Below are 23,571 nucleotides of genomic sequence, written 5' to 3'. Positions count from 1 at the left end.
GAGTTCATCCATGGCCTGGTTCGAGCATGAAGGCTGCAGCCTGCATTACGAGGAATACGGCCACGGCAACCCGCTGATCCTGATCCATGGCCTGGGCTCAAGCAGCCAGGATTGGGAGCTGCAAGTGCCGGTACTCGCCCGGCACTATCGCCTGATCGTGGTCGACGTGCGCGGCCATGGCCGCTCCGACAGCCCCCGCGAGCGCTACAGCATCCAGGGGTTCACCTTCGATCTGATTGCCCTGATCGACCACCTGGGCCTGCCTGCGGCCCATGTAGTGGGGTTATCCATGGGCGGCATGATTGCCTTCCAACTGGCCGTAGATGAACCCACGCGGGTCAAGAGCCTGTGCATCGTCAACAGCGCGCCCGAGGTCAAGGTGCGCAGCGCAGGTGACTATTGGCAGTGGGCCAAGCGCCGGACCCTGGCCCGCGTGCTCAGCCTGAGCACCATCGGCAAGGCCCTGGGCGAGCGGCTGTTCCCCAAACCTGCGCAAGCCGACCTGCGGCGCAAGATGGCCGAACGCTGGGCAAAGAACGACAAACGTGCTTATCTCGCCAGCTTCGACGCGATTGTGGGCTGGGGCGTGCAGGAACAACTTTCGAAGATTACCTGTCCAACCCTGGTCATCAGCGCCGACCACGACTACACCCCCGTGGCGCAGAAAGAAATCTATGTAAAACTGCTGCCCGATGCGCGGCTGGTCGTCATTGAAGATTCCCGCCATGCCACGCCCTTGGATCAACCCGAAGTCTTTAACGCGACCTTGCTCGATTTTCTAAAGACCGTCGAAACCACTACCCAGGATCACTGACCCATGCTGAAAAAAATCGCCTTCTTTGCCGGTTCCGTTCTGTTCGCTGCCAACCTGATGGCCGCCGAACCTGCCAAGGCGCCCCACGTATTGATCTCCACCACCAACGGTGACATCGAAATCGAACTGGACCCGGTCAAGGCACCCATCAGCACCAAGAACTTCCTTGCCTATGTCGACAAGGGTTTCTATACCAATACGATCTTCCACCGCGTGATCCCGGGCTTCATGGTCCAGGGCGGCGGGTTCACTGCACAAATGTCGCAAAAACCGACCGAAGCGCCGATCAAGAACGAAGCCAGCAATGGCCTGCATAACGTGCGGGGGACCTTGTCGATGGCGCGCACCAATGACCCGAACTCGGCCACCAGCCAGTTCTTCATCAACGTCGCCGACAATGCCTTCCTGGATCCGGGCCGCGATGCCGGTTACGCCGTGTTCGCCAAAGTGGTCAAGGGCATGGATGTGGTCGACATCATCGTCAACTCCCAGACCACCACCAAGCAAGGCATGCAGAACGTGCCAATCGATCCTGTCCTGATCAAGTCGGCCAAGCGCATCGACTGAGGTCAGCAGCAAGCTTCGCGCGCAGCCCACAAGGCAGCGCGCGCATTTGAAAGGAGAGCCCGCACGGCGGGCGTCAAGCCTAATGCTCTATCGTCGTTTTGAACAACTGATCGATATTTTCCGCGACGCGCCCAGCGCCGCGCCTCCCGATAAAGTCCTGCCCTTCTATCTCTACTACCTGCGCCAGGTGTGGCCGCATTTCGCCGCCTTGCTGGTGGTGGGCCTGATTGGCGCGCTGATCGAAGTCGCGTTGTTCAGCTATTTGAGCCGCATCATCGACCTGGCCCAGGGCACGCCGCCCGCCGATTTCTTCCAGATCCACAGCACCGAGCTGATCTGGATGGCCGTGGTCGCCCTGCTCTTGCGCCCGATTTTCGGCGCCCTGCACGACCTGCTGGTACACCAGACCATCAGCCCCGGCATGACCAGCCTGATTCGCTGGCAGAACCACAGCTACGTGCTCAAGCAGAGTCTTAATTTCTTCCAGAACGACTTCGCCGGGCGCATTGCCCAGCGCATCATGCAAACCGGTAACTCACTGCGCGATTCCGCCGTGGCGGCGGTGGATGCGATCTGGCACGTGGCGATCTACGCCATCAGCGCCCTGGTGCTGTTCGCCGAGGCCGACTGGCGCCTGATGATCCCGCTGGTGAGCTGGATCATCTGCTACAGCCTGGCACTGCGTTACTTCGTGCCGCGTGTGAAGGAACGCTCGGTGATTTCCTCCGAAGCACGCTCCAAATTGATGGGCCGCATTGTCGACGGCTACACCAACATCACCACCTTGAAACTGTTCGCCCATACCCAATACGAGCAGCAGTACGCCAAGGAAGCAATCATTGAACAGACCGAAAAAACCCAGTTGGCCAGCCGCGTGGTGACCAGCATGGACATCGCGATTACCACCATGAACGGCCTGCTGATCGTCACAACCACCGGCCTGGCCCTGTGGTTGTGGACCCACTCGCTGATCTCGGTGGGCGCGATTGCCCTGGCCACCGGCCTGGTGATCCGTATCGTCAACATGTCCGGCTGGATCATGTGGGTGGTCAACGGCATCTTCGAGAACATCGGCATGGTGCAGGACGGCCTGAAAACCATTGCCCAGCCGCTGGCCGTGATCGACCGCGACAACGCCCCACACCTGAGCGTGCCCCAGGGTGAAGTGCGCTTCGAACAGGTGGATTTCCACTACGGCAAGAAGAGCGGAATCATTGGTGGCCTGAACCTGGAGATCAAGGCCGGGGAGAAGATCGGCCTGATCGGCCCGTCCGGAGCGGGCAAATCGACCCTGGTCAACCTGCTGCTGCGCCTCTACGACCTGCAGGGCGGACGCATCCTGATCGACGGCCAGAATATCGCCGAAGTCGCCCAGGAAAGCCTGCGCGAACAGATCGGCATGATCACCCAGGACACTTCGTTGCTGCACCGTTCGATCCGCGACAACCTGCTGTACGGCAAGCCCGACGCCACGGACGAAGAGCTCTGGGCCGCGGTGCACAAGGCCCGCGCCGATGAGTTCATCCCACTGCTGTCGGACTCCGAAGGCCGCACCGGGCTGGACGCCCATGTGGGTGAGCGCGGGGTCAAACTCTCCGGCGGTCAGCGCCAACGTATCGCCATCGCGCGCGTGCTGCTCAAGAACGCGCCGATCCTGATCATGGACGAAGCCACCTCGGCGCTGGACTCGGAAGTGGAAGCCGCGATCCAGGAAAGCCTGGAAACCCTGATGCAGGGCAAGACGGTGATTGCGATTGCACACCGGTTGTCGACCATTGCGCGCATGGATCGCCTGGTCGTGCTGGAGAAAGGCCAGATCGCCGAAAGCGGCAGCCATTCCGAATTGCTGGCACATGGCGGACTTTATTCGCGGTTATGGCAGCATCAAACCGGAGGGTTTGTCGGTATAGACTGATTTTATTGGGTAAACCGCCGTTCAATTCCGAACAATTCTGACAGCTTTCTCTATCTGGCTGGTCGTGCGACACAATCCTGCTGTACTGCAATCAGGCCCCAGGAGGGCCCTGATTTAAGGCGGCAGGGAAGCCACACAGACCGTTAATCAGATAGAGCAATCTAAGGAAGTGTTCATGTCACTGTTCAAACGTTCCGTAACGGAAGGACTGGGTACGTTTTGGCTGGTGTTAGGTGGCTGCGGGAGTGCGGTGTTGGCCGCAGCGTTCCCCAACGTCGGCATCGGCCTGCTCGGCGTGTCCCTGGCCTTTGGGCTCACAGTGCTGACCATGGCATTTGCCATTGGGCATATCAGCGGTTGCCACCTTAACCCGGCCGTCTCGGTGGGGCTGGTGGTGGGCGGCAGATTCCCGGCCAAGGAATTGCCAGCCTATATAGTGTCCCAAGTGATCGGTGGCGCCATCGCCGCCGCACTGCTGTACTTCATCGCCAGTGGCAAACCCGGGTTCGAACTGGCCTCCGGGCTGGCAAGCAATGGTTATGGCGAGCATTCACCCGGTGGTTATTCAATGGCGGCAGGCTTTGTCTGCGAGCTGGTGATGACAGCGATGTTCGTGCTGATCATTCTTGGCGCCACCGACCGACGTGCCCCGGCGGGCCTCGCGCCTATTGCCATTGGCCTGGCGCTGACGCTGATCCACCTGATCTCGATCCCGGTCACCAACACGTCGGTCAACCCGGCCCGTAGCACGGGGCCGGCGTTGATTGTCGGCGGCTGGGCACTCCAGCAGTTGTGGTTGTTCTGGCTCGCACCGATCCTCGGCGCGGTGATCGGTGGCGTGACCTATCGATGGCTGGGCAAGGATGAAGGGGCTTAAGGCAAACGGGTCAGCCCTGCCGATAAGGCAGGGCTGACCTCGCCTCTTCGGCATACGCCAGAATGCCCACCCGTTCACGCTCAAGAAAGTCCGCCACGGCACTCTTGAGCCCCGGATGACGCAGGTAGTGCCATGATCGCGTAATCACCGGCTCAAACCCGCGAATCAATTTGTGCTCGCCCTGGGCACCGGCGTCGAAGCGTTGCAGGCCGTGGGCGATGGCGTAGTCCATGCCCTGGTAAAAACAGGTTTCGAAGTGCAGTCGGTCGAATTCCGCCAGGCAGCCCCAGTAGCGGCCGTAGAAGCTGTCGCCACCGATCAGGCTGAAAGCCATGGCTACCGGGCGCGAGCCTTGTTTGGCCAGCACCACGCGGATCGCTTCGGGCATGCGTTCGGCCAGCAGGCTGAAAAACGCACGGGTCAGGTAGGGCGATTGGCGGCGGACTGCATAGGTGTTGGCGTAGCAGGCATAGACAAAATCCCAGTGAGCTTCGCTCAGTTCATGGCCTTGCAGCCACTCGAACTCAATGCCCTGCCCCGCCACTTGTTCGCGCTCCTTGCGCATCTGCTTGCGCTTGCGTGAACTCAAGGCATCGAGAAAATCCTGGAAGTCGCGGTAGCCGCGGTTCTGCCAATGAAACTGGCAGCCCAGGCGTTGCATCCAGCCCGGCTGCAGGGCCAAGGCCTCATCGGCCAAGGCGTCAGTGAAATTGATATGGGCGCTGGACAGCCCTTCGATCTCCAGGTAGCCCGGCAGACTCTTGAGCAACTCGAAGCCGTCCTCGGCATTGGCGGCCAAAACACGTGGGCCGCTGACGGGGCTGAACGGCACCGCCGTCAGCAGCTTGGGGTAGTAGTCGATACCGGCGCGCTCACAGGCATCGGCCCAGCCATGGTCGAACACATACTCGCCATAGGAATGCCATTTGCGGTAGCTGGGCAATGCCGCTACCAGGCGCTGCCCTTCCCAGTGCAGCAGATGCTCCGGCTGCCAGCCCGATTGCGGCCCCAGGCTGGCGCTGTCCTCCAGCGCGCTCAAGAACCCATGCCGTACAAACGGCTGCGCCTGCGGCACCAGGGCGTCCCAGACCTCAGGGGCGATTTCGGACAGGCTGTCCAGGCGTTGCAACGGCATCGGCATCCTCACTGATTCTTGGCGTTAAAGCCTGGCGAGTATCGCTTATCGCAACCCCGTGCACACCTTGAAAACACGCTGACAGACTTGGAAATAAATAGTTCCAACCTCAGCCCATTTGTCATCTAGATGAAATCACTTAGCCACTACTCCGTCATAAACGGTCGCGATACTGACGCCAGTTTTTAGAGCACCTGGGTCTACCGGGTGACATTTTTTCCGTCCGTCATGGGTCGGTTGTGTCCTGGATGGTTTGCCATCCCTCCTCACTTTCGGAGATTGATATGCGTCTTGCTTCCACTAAAACTGCGGCGGTCCTGTGTGGCGGCCTGTTGCTGGCCCTGAGCCTACCGGCCAGCGCTGCAGTCGACGCTAAATTGCTCGACATGCTCAAGGCCAACGGCCAGATCACTGCGGCGCAGTACAGCGAACTGCAAGCAGAGCTGGCCAGGGACCAGAAAGAACAGCAGATCGCACGGCAAGCTCAACAAGAGACCAACGAGCAGATCGCGGCCACTGCGAAAAAAACCAACGAGCTGAGCAGCTTCGACCAGAAGCTGGCCTGGGCCGCCAAGACCCAGTTCAAGGGTGACGTACGCTTCCGCCAGGAAACCATCAAGATCGATGGCGAGCCCAACAACGGCGGGCGTGACAAGGACCGTCAACGTATCCGTGCCCGCCTGGGTGCCTACACCGAGATCAACCCGCAGGTGGACACCGGCATCCGCATCGCCACGGGTGGTGGCGATGACGCACGGTCTACCAACCAGGACCAAGACGGCTACTTCGATAAGAAATCGATCTGGCTGGACCTGGGCTACATCGATTACCACCCGGACCAGATCAAGAACCTGCACGTGATCGGCGGCAAGATGCTCCAGCCATGGGTAAACATGGGCGATGTGATTTGGGATAGCGACATCAACCCGGAAGGCCTGGCCGTCACCTACAAATACCCTCTTGGCAGCAGCGCCGAACTGTTCGGCAGCTTGGGCAACTACAACCTCAAGGACAACGTCGACGGCGACGGCGTGCAGTTCCGCCACGACCTGCGCCTGACGTCCGGCCAGTTGGGCACGCGTTTCTCGGTTACCGATAACCTGAAAATGACCTTGGGCGGCAGCGTCTACGCCTACAAAAATGACGAGGACAGCCGCTGCACAACCACCACCACGCCTTGCGCGTTGGCGGTCAACGGCAACTCGGCCAACAACGAATTCCGCCTGTATGAAGGTTTTGCCCAGGCAGATATCGGCGGCCTGGCAGTGCCCCTGGCGTTCTACGGCCAGTACGTGAAGAACAACGATGCTGTGACCGATCAGGACACCGCCTGGTTGCTGGGTGCCAAGTCCAAGGTGTTCGGTTTCAACCTGGACTACAACTACCGCGACGTTCAACGTAATGCCGTCGTAGGCGCCTTCACCGATTCGGACTTCGCCAACGGAACCACCGGTTCGCGCGGCCATAAGATGAAGGTCAGCTACGACATCGACAAGAACTTTGCCCTCGGCGCCACGTACTTCCTGACCAAGGCTGACTACGCCAGCCGCACGCAGCGTGATGCCAATACCAACACCTTGCAGTTGGATGCTGAAGCCAAGTTCTAACCCCCCCCGTTGTAGGAGCGGGCTTGCTCGCTCCTACAAATCTTTCAGCCGTTCGGCTGCCAATCGTTCAGCCAGCGCATCGACATCCTTTACCGGCTCCTGCGGCAGGATCTTCAGCGTCGCCTGCATCAGGCGCATCTGACGGATAAAGCGTCGGCAGTTCGGGCAGAACATCAAGTGATGACGCACGAGCAGACGCTCGCGAAAGGTCAATTGCCCATCGAGATAATCACTGGAGCGAGCGACTTGTTCCTTACAGGTCAACATTCTCCCGTTTCCTCAAAATGCTCCACCGTGGCGAAGACTTTAAGCCGCGCTCGATGCAACAGCACACGTACATTGGAAAGTGAAAGGCTCAGAAGATTACAGATTTCTTCCAACTCCAATCCCTGGCGTTCACGGAGCACCAGCACACTGCCCTGCAATTGGGACAAGCTCAGAATCGTGTGCTCCAGGCATTCGCGCAATTCATCCTCGGTCAGCAGCGCTTCCGGGGTGTCCTGGTGCCAGGCATAAGGCGCGACTGCCCAGTGGCCGTCATCCGGGCTGAATCGCTCATCACCAATGGTGCCATGGGGCGAAGGCAAATCGTCGAGCAGCACTTCCCGGCGATTCTGTTTATAACGCCCTTTGGCGGAGTTGGCGGTGATGGTCAGCAGCCAGGTCTTGAGGCTGGAGCGTCCTTCGAACCTGGCCAGGTTGCGCACCACCGAGAGCCAGGCGTCTTGCACCACCTCGTCGGCGTGGCGCTGGCCGACAATGGCATAGGCCACCGCGCGCATTGCGTTCTGGTAAGTGCTGACCAATTCCTTGTAGGCCCGCTGCTCTCCCTTGAGCAAGCGTTCAAGCAGGTGCGCGTCGTCCGCTGCAGCCATTCAAACCTCTATTTAAAAGTGCACACCCGGTCCTGTGGGAGCTGGCTTGCCTGCGATGCAGACACCTCGGTGTATCAGTCACACCACAGTGATGCCATCGCAGGCAAGCCAGCTCCCACACACTCAGCGCTTGCGCAGGATCACACTGCCAATCGAATACCCGGCGCCAAAGGAGCTGAGTACGGCAACCGCGCCCTTGGGCAGGTCATCCTGATAAGTGTGGAACGCAATCACCGAGCCGGCCGAGCTGGTATTGGCGTAAGTATCGAGGATCACCGGCGCTTCTTCCACCGACGCGTCGCGCCCCAGCAGCTTTTTCACGATCAGGTGGTTCATGCTCAGGTTGGCCTGGTGCAGCCAGAAGCGCTTCACATCGGTGACGTCCAGCTGGTTTTCCGCCAGGTGTGCACCAATCAACTCGGCCACCATCGGGCAGACATCGCGGAAGACCTTGCGGCCTTCCTGCACGAACAGCTTGTCAGGGGCGCCGATGCCCTCTTCCGCGGTGCGGTTGAGGAAGCCGAAATTGTTGCGGATGTTGTTGGAGAACTTGGTCAGCAGCTTGGTGCTCACCACCTCGAACTGGTGCTCGGACGTCGCCAGATCAGCGCGCTCCAGGACCACCGCGGTGGCCGCATCACCAAAGATGAAGTGACTGTCGCGGTCACGGAAGTTCAGGTGGCCGGTGCAGACTTCCGGGTTGACCATCAGGATCGCCCGGGCCTGGCCCAACTGGATGCTGTTGGTTGCATTCTGGATGCCAAAGGTGGCCGAGGAGCACGCCACGTTCATGTCGAAACCGAAGCCCTGGATACCCAAGGCTTCCTGGACTTCGATAGCAATCGCCGGGTACGCGCGCTGCAGGTTGGAGCAGGCGACGATCACGCCGTCGATATCCGCGGCAGTCTTGCCGGCGCGTTGCAGGGCCTGTTCGGCGGCGCCGACGGCCATCTGGCAGAGCACCGACCATTCGTCGTTGCTGCGCTCGGGCAAGCGTGGGGCCATACGCTGAGGGTCGAGGATGCCGTCCTTGTCCATCACAAAACGGCTCTTGATACCGGACGCTTTCTCGATGAATGCCGCGCTCGACTCCGTCAGCGCTTGCACATCGCCACGCTCGATGGCGGCAGCGTTGTCAGCATTGAACTGTTGTACGTAGGCATTGAAAGACTGCACCAGCTCTTCGTTGGAGATGCTGTTGGCCGGGGTATACAGGCCGGTGCCGCTGATGACGACGTTATGCACGGTCGTTCCTCTAGATCTGTCAGGCAGAAGATATTGGTACCGTCGTACCAAACTGTAAGTCGTTTGAGTCCATCAGGCGGGCATCAAACTGGCAATTCGTTATTCAATCTTGTGACCGCGAAGTTTGCCACAATGCCGGGGACTTGGCGCTATAGGCCACACAAACACCTTGAATGTGGGAGGGGGCTTGCTCCCGATTACGGTGTACCAGCCGCTGGATTTGTATCAGACACACCGCTATCGGGAGCAAGCCCCCTCCCACATTTGGGACCTGCCCAGTTCGGGAAACTGGGTGAAATTCAGGGTTCTACCTGGCTCCACTGCTTGCTCAAGCGCTTATCGGAAATCGGCACCTTGGTGCCCAACTGCTGGGCAAACAACGAGACACGGTATTCTTCCAGCCACCAGCGGTACAGCTCCAGCTGCGGATCGCGCTTGCCTTCCTGGGTGTGTTTGTTCAGGCGGTTCTGGTATTGCGCCCACAGGCCGCCCAGTTCGGTGCTCCACACCCGGTCTTTCTGCACCTGGCCAGGCAGTTTTTCCAGGCGCAGCTCGATGGCCTTGAGGAAACGCGGCAGTTCCTTGAACCATTGCGCCGGGGTTTCCCGTACAAAACCCGGGTACACCAGATTGCCCAGTTGCTGCTTGATATCGTTCAAGGCTACCGCCTGGGCCAGGTCGATCTTGCCCTTGAAGCGCTTTTGCAGGCCGTGCCACAGCTTCAGCACGTCCAGGGTCAGGCGCGCCAGGCGTTCGGCGTGTTCGGTCCAGCTGCCACGCTTGCGTTCCGCCAAAGCCGCCAGGCCGGCGCCATCACGAGGCAGGCTGGCTTCGCCCTCCAGTACGCAGGTGTCGAGGCTGGCCAGCAGGATGTCCTCCACCAGCGCGTCGATACGCCCCAACTCGCGGTACATCAAGCCCAACTCGGTCAGGCCCGGCAATTTGCCGCGCAGGAATTTCGCCGGCTCGGCCAATTGCTGCATCAGCAGACGCTGCAATGCGCGGCGATGCTGGAACTCAGCCTCGGCGGCGGTCGAGAAACGGCCTTCCTTGACCGTACCGTTTTCTTCTACCAGCGCCGGGTACACCGTCATCGACAGGCCGGCGATGTTTTGCTGGGTCTTTTCGGCCACTGCCGCGAACACCTTGGCCTCCACCGGCTGCTGGCTTTTGGCGGTCTGCGGCACGGCCAGGGCGGCCTGGCTGGCTTCGGCAAACCGTGCGGTCAGCTCGGCGAGGTCGCGGCCTTCGCCAAGGAACTTGCCCTGGCCGTCGACCACTTCCAGGTTCATCTTCAGATGGCTTTCCACCTGTTGTGCCGCTTCGGCCCAGGCTTCATCGCTGACCCGCGCACCGGTCATGCGCAGCAGTTCGCGCCCCAGCGCCTGGGGCAGCGAGCCCTGGCCGAACTCGATGCGTTGCAGCGCCGCCTTGACGAAGTCCGGCACCGGCACGAAGTTCTTGCGCAGCGCCTTGGGCAAGTTACGCACCAGGGCGATGCACTTGGCTTCGATCACGCCTGGCACCAGCCATTCCAGGCGCTCGGCCGGCAAGGCCGGCAGCAATGGCGCCGGCACGCGCAGGGTGACGCCGTCGCGGGGGTGATTGGGTTCGAAGTGGTAACTCAAGGCCAGGGCCAGGTCGCCCAGGTGCAAGGTGTCAGGATAATGCGCGGCGGTGACTTCACTGGCCTCACGGGCCAGCACGTCTTCTTCGCGCATGATCAGCAATTGCGGGTCTTTCTGGCTGTTGACCTTGTACCAGCTGTCAAAGGTGGCCGTCTGGTGGATCTCCGCCGGCAGGCGCGCGTCGTAGAAGGCGTAGAGGGTTTCTTCGTCGGCGAGGATGTCGCGACGGCGGGCCTTGGCTTCCAATTCGTCGAGTTGCTCCAGCAGGCGCTGGTTGGCTGTCAGGCACTTGGCGCGGGACTGAATCTCACCGCGTACCAGGCCTTCCCGGATAAACAACTCGCGGGACACCACCGGGTCAATCGGCCCGTAATGCACCGGCCGACGTCCGACTATGATCAACCCGAACAGAGTGATCTGCTCAAATGCCACCACCTGGCCGCGCTTCTTCTCCCAATGGGGCTCGAAGTGGTTTTTCTTGATCAGGTGCCCGGCCAGCGGCTCGATCCAGTCGGCGTCGATCTTCGCCACCATGCGCGCATAGAGCTTGGTGGTTTCCACCAGCTCGGCAGTCATCAGCCATTGCGGGCGCTTCTTGCCGATACCGGACGAGGGGTGGATCCAGAAACGCCGCTGCCGCGCACCGAGGTAATCGCCGTCTTCGGTCTTCTGACCGATCTGGCTGAGCAGGCCGGACAGCACTGCCTTGTGCAGTTTGGGGAAGTCCGCCGGCTCTTTATTGATGTTCAGCTGCATGTCGCGGCAGATCAGGCTCAACTGGCGATGGGAGTCGCGCCACTCGCGCAGGCGCAAGTAGTTGAGGAAGTTCTTGCGACACCAGTTGCGCAGCGGGCTGGCGGTCAGTTCCTGGCGCTGTTCTTCAAAACCGCGCCACAGGTTCACCAACCCGGCGAAGTCCGAGTCCGGATCCTTCCATTGAGCATGGGCCTGGTCGGCCGCTTGCTGACGTTCCGGTGGGCGCTCGCGAGGGTCCTGGATCGACATGGCGCTGGCGACAATCAGCACTTCCTGCAAACTGCCGAGCTTGGCCGCTTCCAGCAACATGCGGCCCATGCGCGGGTCCACCGGCAGGCGTGCGAGCTGGCGCCCCAAGGGGGTGAGCTGGCTGTTACGGTCCACCGCCGAGAGTTCCTGCAGCAGGTTGAAACCGTCGCTGATCGCCTTGCCATCCGGCGGTTCGATAAACGGAAAATCGGTGATCTCGCCCAGGCGCAGGTGCAGCATCTGCAGGATCACGGCCGCCAGGTTGGTGCGCAGGATTTCCGGGTCGGTAAATTCCGGGCGGCCGATAAAATCCTCTTCGCTGTACAAGCGAATGCAAATGCCCGGCTCGACCCGGCCGCAACGGCCTTTACGCTGGTTGGCGCTGGCCTGGGAGATCGCCTCGATCGGCAGGCGCTGCACCTTAGCGCGGTAGCTGTAGCGGCTGATGCGCGCGGTGCCGCTGTCGATCACATAGCGAATACCCGGCACGGTCAGGGAAGTTTCCGCGACGTTGGTCGCCAACACCACGCGCCGACCCGGGTGGGATTGGAAAATGCGCTGCTGCTCGGCCGGCGACAGGCGCGCATACAGCGGCAGGATCTCAGTGTGCTTGAGCTGGGCCTTGCGCAGCATGTCGGCGGCGTCGCGGATCTCACGCTCGCCCGGCAAAAACACCAGCACATCGCCGGGGCTGCGGCGTTCGCTGCGCTCGTAAGCGGCGATTTCATCGAGGGTGGCGAGGATCGCCTGGTCGACAGTCAAGTCGTCCTCGACGCGGTTGCCCTCTTCGTCCTGTTCCAGGGTCAGCGGGCGATACCAAGTGTCCACCGGGAAGGTACGGCCCGACACCTCGACAATCGGCGCATCATCGAAGTGCTTGGAAAAGCGCTCCAGGTCGATGGTCGCCGAGGTGATGATGACTTTCAGGTCGGGGCGACGCGGCAGCAGGGTCTTGAGGTAGCCGAGCAGGAAGTCGATGTTCAGGCTGCGTTCGTGGGCTTCGTCGACGATGATCGTGTCGTAGCGTTCCAGGTAACGATCATTCTGGGTTTCGGCCAAGAGGATGCCGTCGGTCATCAGCTTGATCAGGGTGTTGGAATCGCTCTGGTCCTCGAAGCGCACCTGATAGCCGACCAACGCGCCCAATGGCGTGGCCAACTCTTCTGCCACACGGCTGGCGACACTGCGCGCCGCAATCCGGCGCGGTTGGGTGTGGCCGATCAGGCCGTATTGGCCGCGGCCGATTTCCAGGCAGATCTTCGGCAACTGGGTGGTCTTGCCCGAGCCGGTCTCGCCGGCAATGATCAGTACCTGGTGCTTGAGCAGCGCGTCCTTGATCTCATCGCGCTTGGCGGCAATCGGCAGGCTGTCGTCATAGCGAATCACCGGCAGGCTGGCGCGCCGTGCCGTGACCTGGGCACAGGACGCTTGCATGCGCGCCACCCACTGCGCCAGCTTGTCCTCATCGGGCTTCTTACGCAGCTCGAGCAACTGCCGGCGCAAGCGGTGGCGGTCGGCGAGCATGGCGTGATCGAGGGTTTTGAGCAGTTGGTCGATGGTGGGTGCTTGGTCAGTCATCAGCTACTTCGACGGTCATCTATGTTATGCGCGGCCGGCAAGTGTGGCAGAAAAGCGACTCATCTGGCAGGTCAAACATGTGGGAGGGGGCTTGCTCCCGATGACGGTGGGTCAGTTAATGAAAGTGTTGACTGATTCACCGCCATCGGGAGCAAGCCCCCTCCCACACCGGGATGCGTTATAGCGGGTCCTTTCTGCGATAGGGGAACACATCGATGACCTTGCCGGCGCGAATCGCATCCTGCAGGCCCTTCCAGTAGTCGGCGTTGTACAGCTCGCCATGCAGCTCGTCGAACAGCTTGCGCTGGCCGGCGTCGGCAAACAGGAACGGCGGGAATTCCTCGGGAAACACGTCCAGCGGGCCGATGGAGTACCAGGGCTCGGAGGCCATTTCATCCTCGGGGGTGCGCGGTGCCGGGATATGCCGGAAGTTGGCTTCGGTAAGGAAACAAATCTCGTCATAGTCGTAGAACACCACGCGGCCGTGACGGGTGACGCCGAAGTTTTTCAGCAGCATGTCGCCGGGGAAGATATTCGCCGCTGCCAGTTGCTTGATCGCCAGGCCGTAGTCTTCCAGGGCTTCGCGTACCTGGGCGGGGTTGGCGTTGTCGAGGTAGAGGTTGAGCGGGGTCATGCGCCGTTCGGTCCAGCAGTGGCGGATAAGGACCGTGTCGCCTTCGACCTGGACCGTGCCGGCAGCGACTTCCAGCAGCTCGGCCAGGCACTCTGGCTCGAACTTGCCCAGGGGGAAGCGAAAGTCGGCGAACTCCTGGGTGTCGGCCATGCGCCCGACCCGGTCGACACTCTTAACCAGGCGATACTTCTCGATCACCGTGGCGCGGTTGACGTTTTTCGACGGCGAAAAGCGGTCCTTGATGATCTTGAATACGGTGTTGAAGCCCGGCAGCGTAAACACGCTCATGACCATGCCGCGCACGCCGGGGGCCATGATGAACTGGTCATCGGTGGTGGCCAGGTGGTTGATCAGCGCACGGTAGAACTCGGATTTGCCGTGTTTGTAGAAGCCGATCGAGGTGTATAGCTCGGCAATGTGCTTGCCCGGCAGGATGCGCTTGAGAAAGCCGATGAATTCGGCGGGCACCGGCACATCGACCATGAAATAGGAACGGGTGAACGAGAAAATGATCGACACGTCGGCTTCGTCGGTGATCAACGCATCGATCTGGATGCCACGGCCTTCGCGGTGCAGCAGCGGAATGACCAGGGGCCATTGTTCGTCAGGGGTGTAGATGCGCCCTACCAGGTAGGCACCTTTGTTGCGGTAGAGCACCGAGGAAAACAACTCGACGTTGAGGTCCGGGTCTTTGCATACCCAATCCGGCAGGTTTTCCCGCAATTGGGCTTCCAGGCGTTGCAAGTCTGCCGGCAGGTCGGCGTAGGGCTCGCTGAAACTGTAGTCAGCAAACACCTGCGCGAGCATCTGAGCAATATTACCGGTTGGCGTGTAGATCCGCGTTTGCGCCGCCCTTGCACGGCGCTGGCTTGGCCGAGTGGTGTGGATGAACATGCAGCGGTCGCTGATCAGGTCATGGCTGAACAGGCCGCAGAAGATCGAGTTGTACCAGGTCTCGGACAGTTCATCGTCAAAGCGCAGGTCGATCAGGTCGATATAGGCGCCTTTCACCTGGGGCCACAGGTCGATGTCCAACAGCGCGGCCGCTTCGCAGCTGGCTCGCAGGCGCGCGGTGACCTCGGCGACTTTCTCTTCATAGAGGTTGATACGCGCCGCCGAGGCGGCCTGCCCCTGCTGCCACTGCGCCTTCTCGAATCGTTCGCGGGCACCATCGGTGATCAGGCGAAAGTGCTCACGGTAATCATCAAAGCCGTCGAGGATCATCCGGGCGATAACGAGGGCGGGCTGCGACATGCGGGAAACCTCGAGCGGGTAGCTGGAAGCCCAGAGCTTAGCCAGTGAACGGTGGCAGGAGAAGGAAGATTTTTCATGGGCCGCGGTACTTAGAGATTGTGTCGACCAAGACGCTGGGCAACACTCCCCGCCTGATTGGCGTAGGAGTTTTCCGTGAGACCTGTTGATACCCTCTACTTGCTGGGACTGGCGGCCATCTGGGGCGCGAGTTTCCTGTTCATGCGCATCATCGCGCCGGAAATCGGCACCGTGCCGACTGCGTTTTTCCGCGTGTCGATTGCCGCCGTGGGGTTGTTGGTGATCCTGGCGATGATGCGCGTGAGCTGGGATTTCCAGGGCAAGTTCAAGACGGTACTGCTGCTGGGCGTAATCAACTCAGGGATCCCGGCGACCATGTACTCGGTGGCGGCCCAGGTATTGCCGGCGGGTTATTCGGCGATCTTCAATGCCACCACGCCGTTGATGGGCGTGCTGATTGGCGGGCTGTTCTTCAGCGAACGCCTGACACCGTCGAAAGTCGCGGGGGTAGCCCTGGGGCTGCTTGGCGTAGCCGTGCTCACGCGTGCGGGGCCGGTGGCCTTTGATCTGCAATTGTTGATGGGCGCACTGGCGTGCCTGCTGGCGACCACCTGCTATGGCTTTGCCGGTTTCCTGGCGCGGCGCTGGCTGGATCAGCGCGGCGGGTTGGACAGTCGCCTGTCGGCCCTGGGCAGCATGCTGGGCGCTACATTGTTCTTGCTGCCGTTTTTTGCCTACAGCGCCATCAGCCAGCCACCGGCGAGCTGGGGCGGCTGGCAGGTATGGGCGTCGTTGCTGGGGTTGGGGCTGGTGTGCACGGCATTCGCCTACATCCTGTATTTCCGCTTGCTATCGTCCATTGGCCCGGTCAAGTCGATGACCGTGACCTTCATGATTCCGCCATTCGGTGTGTTGTGGGGCGCGTTGCTGCTGGATGAGCCGTTGTCCATGGCCCACCTGTATGGCGGGGTGTTGATTGCCGGGGCGTTGTGGTTGGTGCTGCGCCCGCAAAAAGGGTAGGAGCGAGCTGACTCGCTCCTACAGGGGTGGGTTTCAGTTTTTACGGAATACAAAGACCAAACCGACGATGATCAACAGCATCCCCAGCAGGCTCAACAGCGCCAGCCGGTTGCCGAAGATCAGGTAGTCCATCACCGCCGTCACCGCCGGCACCAGGTAGAAGAGACTGGTGACATTCACCAGGTTGCCGCGGGCGATCAGGCGATACAACAGCAGCGTTGCCAGCACCGACACCACCAACCCCATCCACAGCACCGGCAGGTAAAAGCTCGCATTGTGCTCGAAATGGAAGGGTTGGAACGGCACGAAAACCACGCACAACAACAGCCCGGCCAGGTATTGCAGCGGCAACGTGCCCAACGGATTGTCGGTGATGCGCTTTTGCATGATCGAGCCAAACGTCATGCTCGCCAGCGCCAGCAGCCCGAACAGCATCCCGGCCAGGGACATGCCTGCCAGCCCGATACCCTGGTACACCACCATGATCAACCCGGCCAGGCCCAACCCCAGGCCGAACAACCGGCGCCCGGAGCGCTGGCGCTCCATCAGCACCACGGTGAGGATCGGCTGTACGCCCATGATGGTGGCCATCACCCCAGGGGTGACTTTGAGGTCCAGGGCCAGCAGATAAAAAATCTGATAGGCCCCCAGCAGCACCAGGCCCGTCGACACCGCATACAGCATGGGCTTGCCGGGACGTGGCAGCTGCAACTTGAGGATTGGCACCAGCACCACCAGCCCGGCCAGGGCGATGGCAAATCGGATCAGCAGAAAGGCAAAGGGTGAAGCATGAGCCAGGCCCAGCTTGGAGAAAATCGCCCCGCTGCTCCACAGCAGGACAAACAGGCTCGTCGAGGCCGCCGCGGCCACGGATTGTTTCGAAATAACAGACATGAGTTACCACCTGTGTTCAGGCAAAAAAGCCGACTCGGTAAATACCGAATTTCAGTAGGTTTTTTCAGGTAGGCACAGGGCTACAGCGAACAGCTGGTCAGCCCGAAATGCCAACACCCGGCGGTGATACGACTGCGTACACCGGCGTGCTACTGACAGGTGGCGGGTAGTGACTGATCTGCGCAGGCTGCTTGGCGCCGCACGGCACGACCCCAGCGTTGACCGCTGAATCGACTACCGCTATGCGCTGGGAAGCTGGCATGTGCTGATCTTTTTGAAGGGATAAAGACGCGTCGACTATAACCACCCGCAAACTTACTTGGCAATCCTTTCCCTACAGCCTTTTTGCGTGGAGGAGTTTTCATGCCGCCGAACCAGGCCGCTCGCTATAATGCCGCCCAGTTTTTTCGAAGGATTTCACATGATTGCCCTGCCCTGGCTGTACCTCACGCTGCTTTCCATTGGCTATGTCGTGGCCTTGCTCTACGGCCAACTGGGCCTGTTAGCAGCAGTGTCCGTGGCGCTGCTGCTGGTGGCCGGTTACGCCGTACGCCAGCAACGCACCCCCTGGGCCCGCTACCTGGGCCACGGGTTGTTCATCGTCCTGGCCCTGGGCCTGGCGATGCACTGGCTACCGGGTTTCTACAACGGCCGGGGCATCGCCCCCCAGCGTTTTACCCCTGACGCCGTGCCCTTCTCGATGTACCTGAACCAAGACAAACCGCTGATCGGCTTCTGGCTGCTATTGGCCTGCCCATGGATTGTGGCGCGGCGGTCATTGCGCCTGTCGATCTGCGTCACTGCGCTGGCCCTGGCCCTGACCGCCATCGCCGCCCTGGGTGGCGCTGCCCTGATGGGCATGATCAGCTGGGCGCCGAAGTGGCCGGACCGGGCGTGGCTGTGGGTATTGAATAACCTGCTGCTGGTGACGCTGGTCGAAGAGGCGCTGTTCCGTGGCTATATTCAGGGTGGCCTGGGCCAGCGCTTCAAGCACCTGCCCTACGGCGAGAACCTCGCGCTGCTGCTGGCCTCGCTGTTATTCGGGCTGGTGCACCTCGGCGCAGGTTGGCAGTGGGTGCTGCTGGCGAGTATTGCCGGCCTCGGTTACGGCCTGGCGTATCGCTTCGGCGGACTGGGCGCGGCGATTGCCACGCACTTTGGCTTGAACCTGCTTCACTTCGGGCTGTTCACGTATCCGATGCTGGCCGGCTGAGCGTTAACCCGCTCGTCCGGATTGTTGCAAAAATAAGTTAAATAAATGCCCGCCATGACCGATAACCCCTGAAAGCCTTGCGGATTGAACAATCATGCGTAATAACCAACCCGTTACCCAGCGCGAACGTACCTTCCCCGCTCAGCAACGGTTGATCTCCACCACAGATGCCAAGGGTGTCATTACCTACTGCAACGACGCGTTTGTCGAAATCAGTGGGTTCACCCGCGACGAACTGACCCGGGCCCCGCACAACCTGGTGCGTCACCCGGATGTGCCGCCGGCGGTGTTCGCGCATATGTGGTCAACGCTCAAACAAGGCTTGCCATGGATGGGCATTGTCAAGAATCGCTGCAAGACCGGTGACCATTATTGGGTTAACGCCTACGTGACACCGGTCTTCGACGGCAACCAGGTGGTCGGTTACGAATCGGTGCGCATCAAGCCCACCGCCGAGCAGATCCGCCGGGCCGAAGCGCTCTATCAACGTATCAACCAAGGCAAGTCGGCCATTCCCCAGCGGGACAAGTGGCTGCCGGTGCTGCAGGACTGGCTGCCATTTATCCTGGTCAGCCAATTGAGCTTCATGATCGGCGCCACCCTTACGTCCCAATGGGGCTTCGCCTTGGCGGCGGCGCTGTCGGTGCCGTTGGGCCTGCTGGGCCTGAGCTGGCAGCAGCGCGGCCTCAAGCGTTTGCTGCGCCTGGCCGAGCAGACCACCTCCGACCCGTTGATCGCGCAGATGTACACCGACAGCCGTGGCGCCCAGGCGCGCCTGGAGATGTCGATCCTCAGCCAGGAAGCGCGTCTGAAGACCTGTCTTACACGCTTGCAGGACACCGCCGAGCACCTCAACGACCAGGCGGCACGCTCCAACACCCTGGCGCACAACAGTTCCAGTGGCCTGGAACGCCAGCGTGTGGAGACCGAACAGGTAGCCACTGCGGTCAACCAGATGGCAGCGACCACCCAGGAAGTTGCCAGCCACGTGCAGCGCACCGCCGATGCTACCCAGGAAGCCAACCGCCTGACCGGTCGCGGTCGCGATATCGCCGGGGAAACCCGCGAGGCGATCCAGCGGCTTTCGGTGGCCGTGGGCGAGACCGGCGTAACCGTCACCCAATTGGCCAAGGACAGCGATGAGATCGGCGGCGTGGTCGATGTGATCAAAGGCATCGCCGACCAGACCAACCTGCTGGCCCTCAACGCCGCCATCGAAGCGGCGCGTGCCGGTGAGATGGGCCGTGGCTTTGCCGTCGTGGCTGACGAAGTGCGCCAGTTGGCCCAGCGGACTGCGGAGTCCACCGGACAGATTCATACCCTGATCGCCAAGCTGCAAAACACCGCGGCTGCGGCCGTGCAAACCATGGACGCCGGGCATCGCCAGGCTGAAGAAGGTGTGGCGCGGGTGATGGAAGCGGACCAGGCGTTGGTGGGTATCAGCGAAGCGGTGGCGAATATCACCGACATGACCACCCAGATTGCTGCGGCTACCGAAGAGCAAAGCTCAGTGGCCGAGGAGATCAGCCGTAATATCAGCACCATTGCGCTGTTGGCGGATCAGACTTCGGAACAGGCGATGAGCTCGGCGCAGTTGAGTGAAGAGCTGACTCATACGGCGAATACGCAGTATTCACTGGTGGAGCGATTTAATCGCTGAATATGGCTACCAAGAAAAAATCCTCGATAAGCATCGGGGATTTTTTTTGCCTCCAGCATCAAGGTCAGCATTTGCCACACCCAAGCATGGCTGCCGTCAACTGTCACTTTTGACAGTAGATGAAGTCTGGTTCGGGGAGTAGTTTTCAACAAACAAACTTGACCCCCAATGGGTCTTTATCGTTTGACTGAGAAGGAGTTCATCATGAGCACATATGACATCTACATCCCACCAGCCACTCATCGCCAGAGCGATGAGTATTTTAAATGGAAAATTGGCAACAATCCTGAGACGGAGGCGGAGCGCTTGGAATTTGGCTTGAGCAAAGATACGCCAACCCACCGCTGGCTATTGTCGGGAATAATCGGAAGAACCGATAAACAAAACTATTATTCTTTTTCATTTCGGATTCCTTATATAAATGAAGATCCGATAGATCGGACTTACACACTTGCAAATGGCTTGTTGTTTTCCCATGCTCACAGCATCCCTCCGGTCGATGGCTGGGACGGTGTTCGCGTCATCCAAGCCGAGCGGGCCGAGGTCCATATCAAGCTTGATCCGCGTGCCGGTACGACTGAAGGAACCTTCTCCGCACGTTTCATAGTAGACGGCCTTCCTCTTGAACCCGAAGGAAGCTTCAATATGATCAGAGATGATGTACCAAACCGGCTTTGAAGTTATCAACCCACTGGATCAATCCTGTTGGCTATGTATAACCGTAGAAGCAGAGTAACAGCAGCAAACAGCTTTTATTGCACAGGTGCTCGTCGAGCGATGTAACTCAGCGAGCACCGCCAAACTTGCCCCACCTGAAAATCAACGCCGCAGATATTCAACAACCTTGAGTGCCGCAACCTCCAGATGCTGCTCATGACTGAACCCTGAAGCCTTCAACGGCTTCAAGTCATGATCCCCTGCCATCAGCCACATCACCTCGATGCCCGGCGACAAGTCATAACCCTCCACCGCCGCCCGATTGCCCAGCGCATCGCGCTCGCCCTGCACAATCAATGTCGGTGTCTTCAACCCGGCCAGATGCTCAACCCGTGGCTTCTGCGGTTTACCCACTGCATAGAACGGATAACCCAGGCACACCAAGCCATCGGCCCCCAACTCGTCGGCGACTAAACTCGCCATGCGCCCGCCCATGGACTTGCCGCCAATCGCCAGCTTCCCAGCGACATGACGTCGCACCTCGCCATACACCTCGCGCCAGCACTCCAACAGTTTCGGCGCCGGGTTCGGCGGGCGCTTGCCGCCGTCCACACGGCGCTGGGCCATGTACGGAAACTCGAAGCGCAATACGTTCACGCCATGCCCGGCAAGGCGTGTAGCCATGTCATCCATGAACGCCGAGTCCATCGGCGCGCCGGCGCCATGGGCCAGGATCAGGGTAACCGGCTCGCCCGAAGCCGTGCCCGTGGCGACATCCCACAGCCAGCCGCGTTCGCGCACACACTGCGCCCATTGATCCCCGTCAATACTGGCCTTGTGCTCTTTGCCCATGCTTGCCTCGCTTTTTAGTCTGCCTATAACTCCAGCCCAAGTGCCGCATCTGCTTGGGTTGAACCGTGGATGGGGAACCATGAACACTACTTTAAGTACCGCCTATAACTACAAGGTGGTCCGCCAATTCGCCATTATGACGGTGGTGTGGGGCATCGTCGGCATGGGGCTCGGGGTTTTTCTCGCCGCCCAATTGGTTTGGCCTGCGCTCAATTTCGATTTACCTTGGACCAGCTTTGGAAGACTGCGCCCGTTGCACACCAACGCGGTGATCTTTGCCTTTGGGGGCTGCGCGCTGTTTGCCAGCTCGTTCTACTCGGTGCAGCGCACCTGCCAGACCCAGCTGTTCGCGCCGAAACTGGCAGCGTTCTGCTTCTGGGGCTGGCAGCTGGTGATCCTGCTGGCCGCGATCAGCTTGCCGCTGGGCTACACCAGCTCCAAGGAATACGCCGAGTTGGAATGGCCGATCGACATCCTCATCACCATCGTCTGGGTCGCCTACGCCATTGTGTTCTTCGGCACCGTGGCCAAGCGCAACACCAAGCATATCTATGTGGGTAACTGGTTCTTCGGCGGGTTTATCCTCACCGTGGCGATCCTGCACATCGTCAACAACCTGGAAATCCCGGTCAGCCTGACCAAGTCCTACTCGCTGTACGGCGGTGCGACGGATGCCATGGTGCAGTGGTGGTATGGGCATAACGCTGTGGGCTTTTTCCTCACCGCGGGCTTCCTGGGGATGATGTACTACTTCGTGCCGAAACAGGCCGAACGTCCGGTGTATTCCTATCGCTTGTCCATAGTGCACTTCTGGGCGCTGATCACCCTGTACATCTGGGCAGGTCCCCACCACTTGCACTACACCGCGCTGCCGGATTGGGCGCAGTCCCTGGGCATGGTGATGTCGCTGGTGCTGCTGGCCCCTAGCTGGGGCGGCATGATCAACGGCATGATGACCCTCTCGGGCGCCTGGCATAAGCTGCGCAGCGACCCGATCCTGCGCTTCCTGGTGGTGTCCCTGGCGTTCTACGGCATGTCGACCTTTGAAGGCCCGATGATGGCGATCAAGACCGTCAACGCCCTCTCCCACTACACCGACTGGACCATCGGCCACGTACACGCCGGTGCACTGGGCTGGGTAGCGATGATCTCCATCGGCGCGCTGTACCACATGATCCCGAAAGTCTTCGGTCGCGAGCAGATGTACAGCCTCGGCCTGATCAACGCGCACTTCTGGCTGGCCACCATCGGCACCGTGCTCTACATCGCCTCGATGTGGGTCAACGGCATCGCCCAGGGCCTGATGTGGCGTGCAGTCAACGAAGACGGCACCTTGACCTACTCCTTCGTCGAAACCCTGGTGGCCAGCCACCCAGGCTTCATCGTGCGGCTGGTGGGCGGTGCGATCTTCCTCACCGGCATGTTGCTGATGGCTTACAACACGTGGCGCACCGTGCGTTCGGCGCAACCTGCCGAAGTCACCGCCGCAGCGCAGATGGCCTGAGGAGTCGATGATGAAACACGAAACGATTGAAAAGAACGTCGGCCTGCTGATGCTGCTGATGGTGCTCGCCGTGAGCATCGGCGGCCTGACCCAGATCGTCCCGCTGTTCTTCCAGGACGTGACCAACAAACCGGTGGAAGGCATGAAGCCCTACACCGCATTGCAATTGGAAGGCCGCGACATCTACATCCGCGAAGGGTGCGTGCAGTGCCACTCGCAGATGATCCGCCCGTTCCGCGCCGAGACCGAACGCTACGGTCACTACTCGGTGGCAGGCGAAAGCGTGTGGGACCACCCGTTCCTGTGGGGCTCCAAGCGCACCGGGCCTGACCTGGCCCGCGTCGGCGGGCGCTACTCGGACGACTGGCACCGCGCGCACTTGTACAACCCGCGCAACGTGGTACCGGAGTCGAAGATGCCGGCCTATCCATGGCTGGTAACCGCCGCCGTCGACAGCAGCCATACCGAGACCAAGTTGAAGGTGATGCGCACCCTCGGCGTGCCCTACACCGACGACGACATCAATGGCGCGGTCGCCAGCCTCAAGGGCAAGACCGAGATGGACGCGCTGGTTTCCTACCTGCAAGTGCTCGGCACTGCCATCAAGAGCAAGAGGTGA

19 protein-coding genes are annotated in these 23,571 nt (G+C 60.5%); 11 read left to right on the top strand and 8 right to left on the bottom strand.

The features are described 5' to 3' along the window. Positions 1 to 10: 10 nt before the first annotated feature. The 4 genes from NMB39_RS08165 to aqpZ all read left to right on the top strand — a co-directional run bounded on the left by NMB39_RS08165 (position 11) and on the right by aqpZ (position 4,173). Positions 11 to 814, top strand: coding sequence for an alpha/beta fold hydrolase (locus tag NMB39_RS08165; protein ID WP_494339426.1), 804 nt, complete (start codon positions 11 to 13; stop codon positions 812 to 814). 3 nt (positions 815 to 817) lie between these two features. Then, positions 818 to 1,381, top strand: coding sequence for a peptidylprolyl isomerase (locus tag NMB39_RS08160; RefSeq protein ID WP_057011856.1), 564 nt, complete (start codon positions 818 to 820; stop codon positions 1,379 to 1,381). An 82-nt stretch (positions 1,382 to 1,463) separates the two neighbouring features. Next, positions 1,464 to 3,296, top strand: coding sequence for an ABC transporter ATP-binding protein (locus tag NMB39_RS08155; protein WP_494339427.1), 1,833 nt, complete (start codon positions 1,464 to 1,466; stop codon positions 3,294 to 3,296). A gap of 175 nt (positions 3,297 to 3,471) precedes the next feature. After that, positions 3,472 to 4,173 (top strand): aquaporin Z, encoded by a 702-nt coding sequence (aqpZ, locus tag NMB39_RS08150; RefSeq protein WP_057023087.1) that lies wholly within the window; start codon positions 3,472 to 3,474, stop codon positions 4,171 to 4,173. Positions 4,174 to 4,183: 10 nt separating this feature from the next. Here the strand turns inward: aqpZ and NMB39_RS08145 are convergent, their stop codons facing one another. Beyond that, entirely contained in the window at positions 4,184 to 5,308 is a 1,125-nt protein-coding gene (locus NMB39_RS08145) for a GNAT family N-acetyltransferase (protein WP_494339428.1), read from the bottom strand. A 284-nt stretch (positions 5,309 to 5,592) separates the two neighbouring features. Between NMB39_RS08145 and NMB39_RS08140 the strand changes: the two genes are divergently transcribed. Further along, a complete protein-coding gene (locus NMB39_RS08140; protein ID WP_057023088.1) occupies positions 5,593 to 6,915 on the top strand; it encodes a putative porin in 1,323 nt (440 codons plus the stop codon). Positions 6,916 to 6,948: 33 nt separating this feature from the next. On the opposite strand, the gene NMB39_RS08135 is transcribed toward NMB39_RS08140, so the two are convergent. From NMB39_RS08135 to aceK, 5 genes are all read right to left on the bottom strand, one after another. Then, on the bottom strand, positions 6,949 to 7,182 hold the full coding sequence (locus tag NMB39_RS08135) for an anti-sigma factor family protein (protein WP_046071717.1): 234 nt from the start codon (positions 7,180 to 7,182) through the stop codon (positions 6,949 to 6,951). Next, the gene (locus NMB39_RS08130) at positions 7,176 to 7,790 is read right to left on the bottom strand and encodes an RNA polymerase sigma factor (protein WP_057023089.1); all 615 of its coding nucleotides are present in this window, start codon (positions 7,788 to 7,790) and stop codon (positions 7,176 to 7,178) included. The genes NMB39_RS08135 and NMB39_RS08130 overlap by 7 nt, the downstream gene beginning before the upstream one ends. 123 nt (positions 7,791 to 7,913) lie before the next feature. After that, complete coding sequence (locus tag NMB39_RS08125) at positions 7,914 to 9,035, bottom strand: beta-ketoacyl-ACP synthase III (RefSeq protein WP_494339429.1); 1,122 nt, start codon at positions 9,033 to 9,035, stop codon at positions 7,914 to 7,916. Between the two features lie 299 nt (positions 9,036 to 9,334). Next, complete coding sequence (gene hrpA, locus NMB39_RS08120) at positions 9,335 to 13,246, bottom strand: ATP-dependent RNA helicase HrpA (protein ID WP_494339430.1); 3,912 nt, start codon at positions 13,244 to 13,246, stop codon at positions 9,335 to 9,337. Between the two features lie 178 nt (positions 13,247 to 13,424). Further along, positions 13,425 to 15,134, bottom strand: coding sequence for a bifunctional isocitrate dehydrogenase kinase/phosphatase (aceK, locus tag NMB39_RS08115; RefSeq protein WP_494339431.1), 1,710 nt, complete (start codon positions 15,132 to 15,134; stop codon positions 13,425 to 13,427). Between the two features lie 153 nt (positions 15,135 to 15,287). Here aceK and NMB39_RS08110 point away from each other — a divergent pair, with 153 nt between their 5' ends. Beyond that, positions 15,288 to 16,172: a DMT family transporter gene (locus NMB39_RS08110; RefSeq protein WP_057023093.1), complete on the top strand. Its 885-nt coding sequence runs from the start codon at positions 15,288 to 15,290 to the stop codon at positions 16,170 to 16,172. A 33-nt stretch (positions 16,173 to 16,205) separates the two neighbouring features. On the opposite strand, the gene NMB39_RS08105 is transcribed toward NMB39_RS08110, so the two are convergent. Beyond that, on the bottom strand, positions 16,206 to 17,066 hold the full coding sequence (locus tag NMB39_RS08105) for a DMT family transporter (RefSeq protein WP_057023094.1): 861 nt from the start codon (positions 17,064 to 17,066) through the stop codon (positions 16,206 to 16,208). Between the two features lie 421 nt (positions 17,067 to 17,487). Between NMB39_RS08105 and NMB39_RS08100 the strand changes: the two genes are divergently transcribed. The 3 genes from NMB39_RS08100 to NMB39_RS08090 all read left to right on the top strand — a co-directional run bounded on the left by NMB39_RS08100 (position 17,488) and on the right by NMB39_RS08090 (position 20,617). Then, positions 17,488 to 18,279 carry a CPBP family intramembrane glutamic endopeptidase gene (locus tag NMB39_RS08100; RefSeq protein ID WP_494339432.1) on the top strand — a complete coding sequence of 264 codons (792 nt, stop codon included), beginning with the start codon at positions 17,488 to 17,490 and terminating at the stop codon, positions 18,277 to 18,279. Between the two features lie 94 nt (positions 18,280 to 18,373). Beyond that, the gene (locus NMB39_RS08095; RefSeq protein ID WP_057023096.1) at positions 18,374 to 19,939 is read left to right on the top strand and encodes a methyl-accepting chemotaxis protein; all 1,566 of its coding nucleotides are present in this window, start codon (positions 18,374 to 18,376) and stop codon (positions 19,937 to 19,939) included. Between the two features lie 204 nt (positions 19,940 to 20,143). Further along, positions 20,144 to 20,617, top strand: coding sequence for a hypothetical protein (locus NMB39_RS08090; RefSeq protein WP_083348189.1), 474 nt, complete (start codon positions 20,144 to 20,146; stop codon positions 20,615 to 20,617). 141 nt (positions 20,618 to 20,758) lie between these two features. Here the strand turns inward: NMB39_RS08090 and NMB39_RS08085 are convergent, their stop codons facing one another. Next, complete coding sequence (locus tag NMB39_RS08085) at positions 20,759 to 21,448, bottom strand: alpha/beta family hydrolase (protein ID WP_306958513.1); 690 nt, start codon at positions 21,446 to 21,448, stop codon at positions 20,759 to 20,761. Positions 21,449 to 21,527: 79 nt separating this feature from the next. Here NMB39_RS08085 and ccoN point away from each other — a divergent pair, with 79 nt between their 5' ends. Both ccoN and ccoO read left to right on the top strand, forming a co-directional pair. Continuing rightward, a complete protein-coding gene (ccoN, locus tag NMB39_RS08080) occupies positions 21,528 to 22,952 on the top strand; it encodes a cytochrome-c oxidase, cbb3-type subunit I (RefSeq protein WP_046071707.1) in 1,425 nt (474 codons plus the stop codon). Positions 22,953 to 22,962: 10 nt separating this feature from the next. Further along, a complete protein-coding gene (gene ccoO, locus NMB39_RS08075) occupies positions 22,963 to 23,571 on the top strand; it encodes a cytochrome-c oxidase, cbb3-type subunit II (RefSeq protein WP_057023099.1) in 609 nt (202 codons plus the stop codon).

It is taken from the genome of Pseudomonas sp. FBCC-B545 (genome assembly GCF_059134095.1).
The sequence above is the reverse complement of the archived record's forward strand: the minus strand, read 5'-3'. Positions and strand labels throughout refer to the sequence as shown.

Bases quoted from the DNA above. Each gene is read 5' to 3' on its own strand.
- ccoO (WP_057023099.1), top strand. From the start codon at position 22,963: ATGAAACACGAAACGATTGAAAAGAACGTCGGCCTGCTGATGCTGCTG.
- NMB39_RS08095 (WP_057023096.1), top strand. From the start codon at position 18,374: ATGCGTAATAACCAACCCGTTACCCAGCGCGAACGTACCTTCCCCGCT.
- NMB39_RS08100 (WP_494339432.1), top strand. From the start codon at position 17,488: ATGATTGCCCTGCCCTGGCTGTACCTCACGCTGCTTTCCATTGGCTAT.
- NMB39_RS08090 (WP_083348189.1), top strand. From the start codon at position 20,144: ATGAGCACATATGACATCTACATCCCACCAGCCACTCATCGCCAGAGC.
- NMB39_RS08160 (WP_057011856.1), top strand. From the start codon at position 818: ATGCTGAAAAAAATCGCCTTCTTTGCCGGTTCCGTTCTGTTCGCTGCC.
- NMB39_RS08145 (WP_494339428.1), bottom strand. From the start codon at position 5,308: ATGCCGTTGCAACGCCTGGACAGCCTGTCCGAAATCGCCCCTGAGGTC.
- aqpZ (WP_057023087.1), top strand. From the start codon at position 3,472: ATGTCACTGTTCAAACGTTCCGTAACGGAAGGACTGGGTACGTTTTGG.
- NMB39_RS08130 (WP_057023089.1), bottom strand. From the start codon at position 7,790: ATGGCTGCAGCGGACGACGCGCACCTGCTTGAACGCTTGCTCAAGGGA.
- aceK (WP_494339431.1), bottom strand. From the start codon at position 15,134: ATGTCGCAGCCCGCCCTCGTTATCGCCCGGATGATCCTCGACGGCTTT.
- NMB39_RS08155 (WP_494339427.1), top strand. From the start codon at position 1,464: ATGCTCTATCGTCGTTTTGAACAACTGATCGATATTTTCCGCGACGCG.
- NMB39_RS08165 (WP_494339426.1), top strand. From the start codon at position 11: ATGGCCTGGTTCGAGCATGAAGGCTGCAGCCTGCATTACGAGGAATAC.
- NMB39_RS08140 (WP_057023088.1), top strand. From the start codon at position 5,593: ATGCGTCTTGCTTCCACTAAAACTGCGGCGGTCCTGTGTGGCGGCCTG.
- NMB39_RS08135 (WP_046071717.1), bottom strand. From the start codon at position 7,182: ATGTTGACCTGTAAGGAACAAGTCGCTCGCTCCAGTGATTATCTCGAT.
- ccoN (WP_046071707.1), top strand. From the start codon at position 21,528: ATGAACACTACTTTAAGTACCGCCTATAACTACAAGGTGGTCCGCCAA.
- NMB39_RS08085 (WP_306958513.1), bottom strand. From the start codon at position 21,448: ATGGGCAAAGAGCACAAGGCCAGTATTGACGGGGATCAATGGGCGCAG.
- NMB39_RS08105 (WP_057023094.1), bottom strand. From the start codon at position 17,066: ATGTCTGTTATTTCGAAACAATCCGTGGCCGCGGCGGCCTCGACGAGC.
- hrpA (WP_494339430.1), bottom strand. From the start codon at position 13,246: ATGACTGACCAAGCACCCACCATCGACCAACTGCTCAAAACCCTCGAT.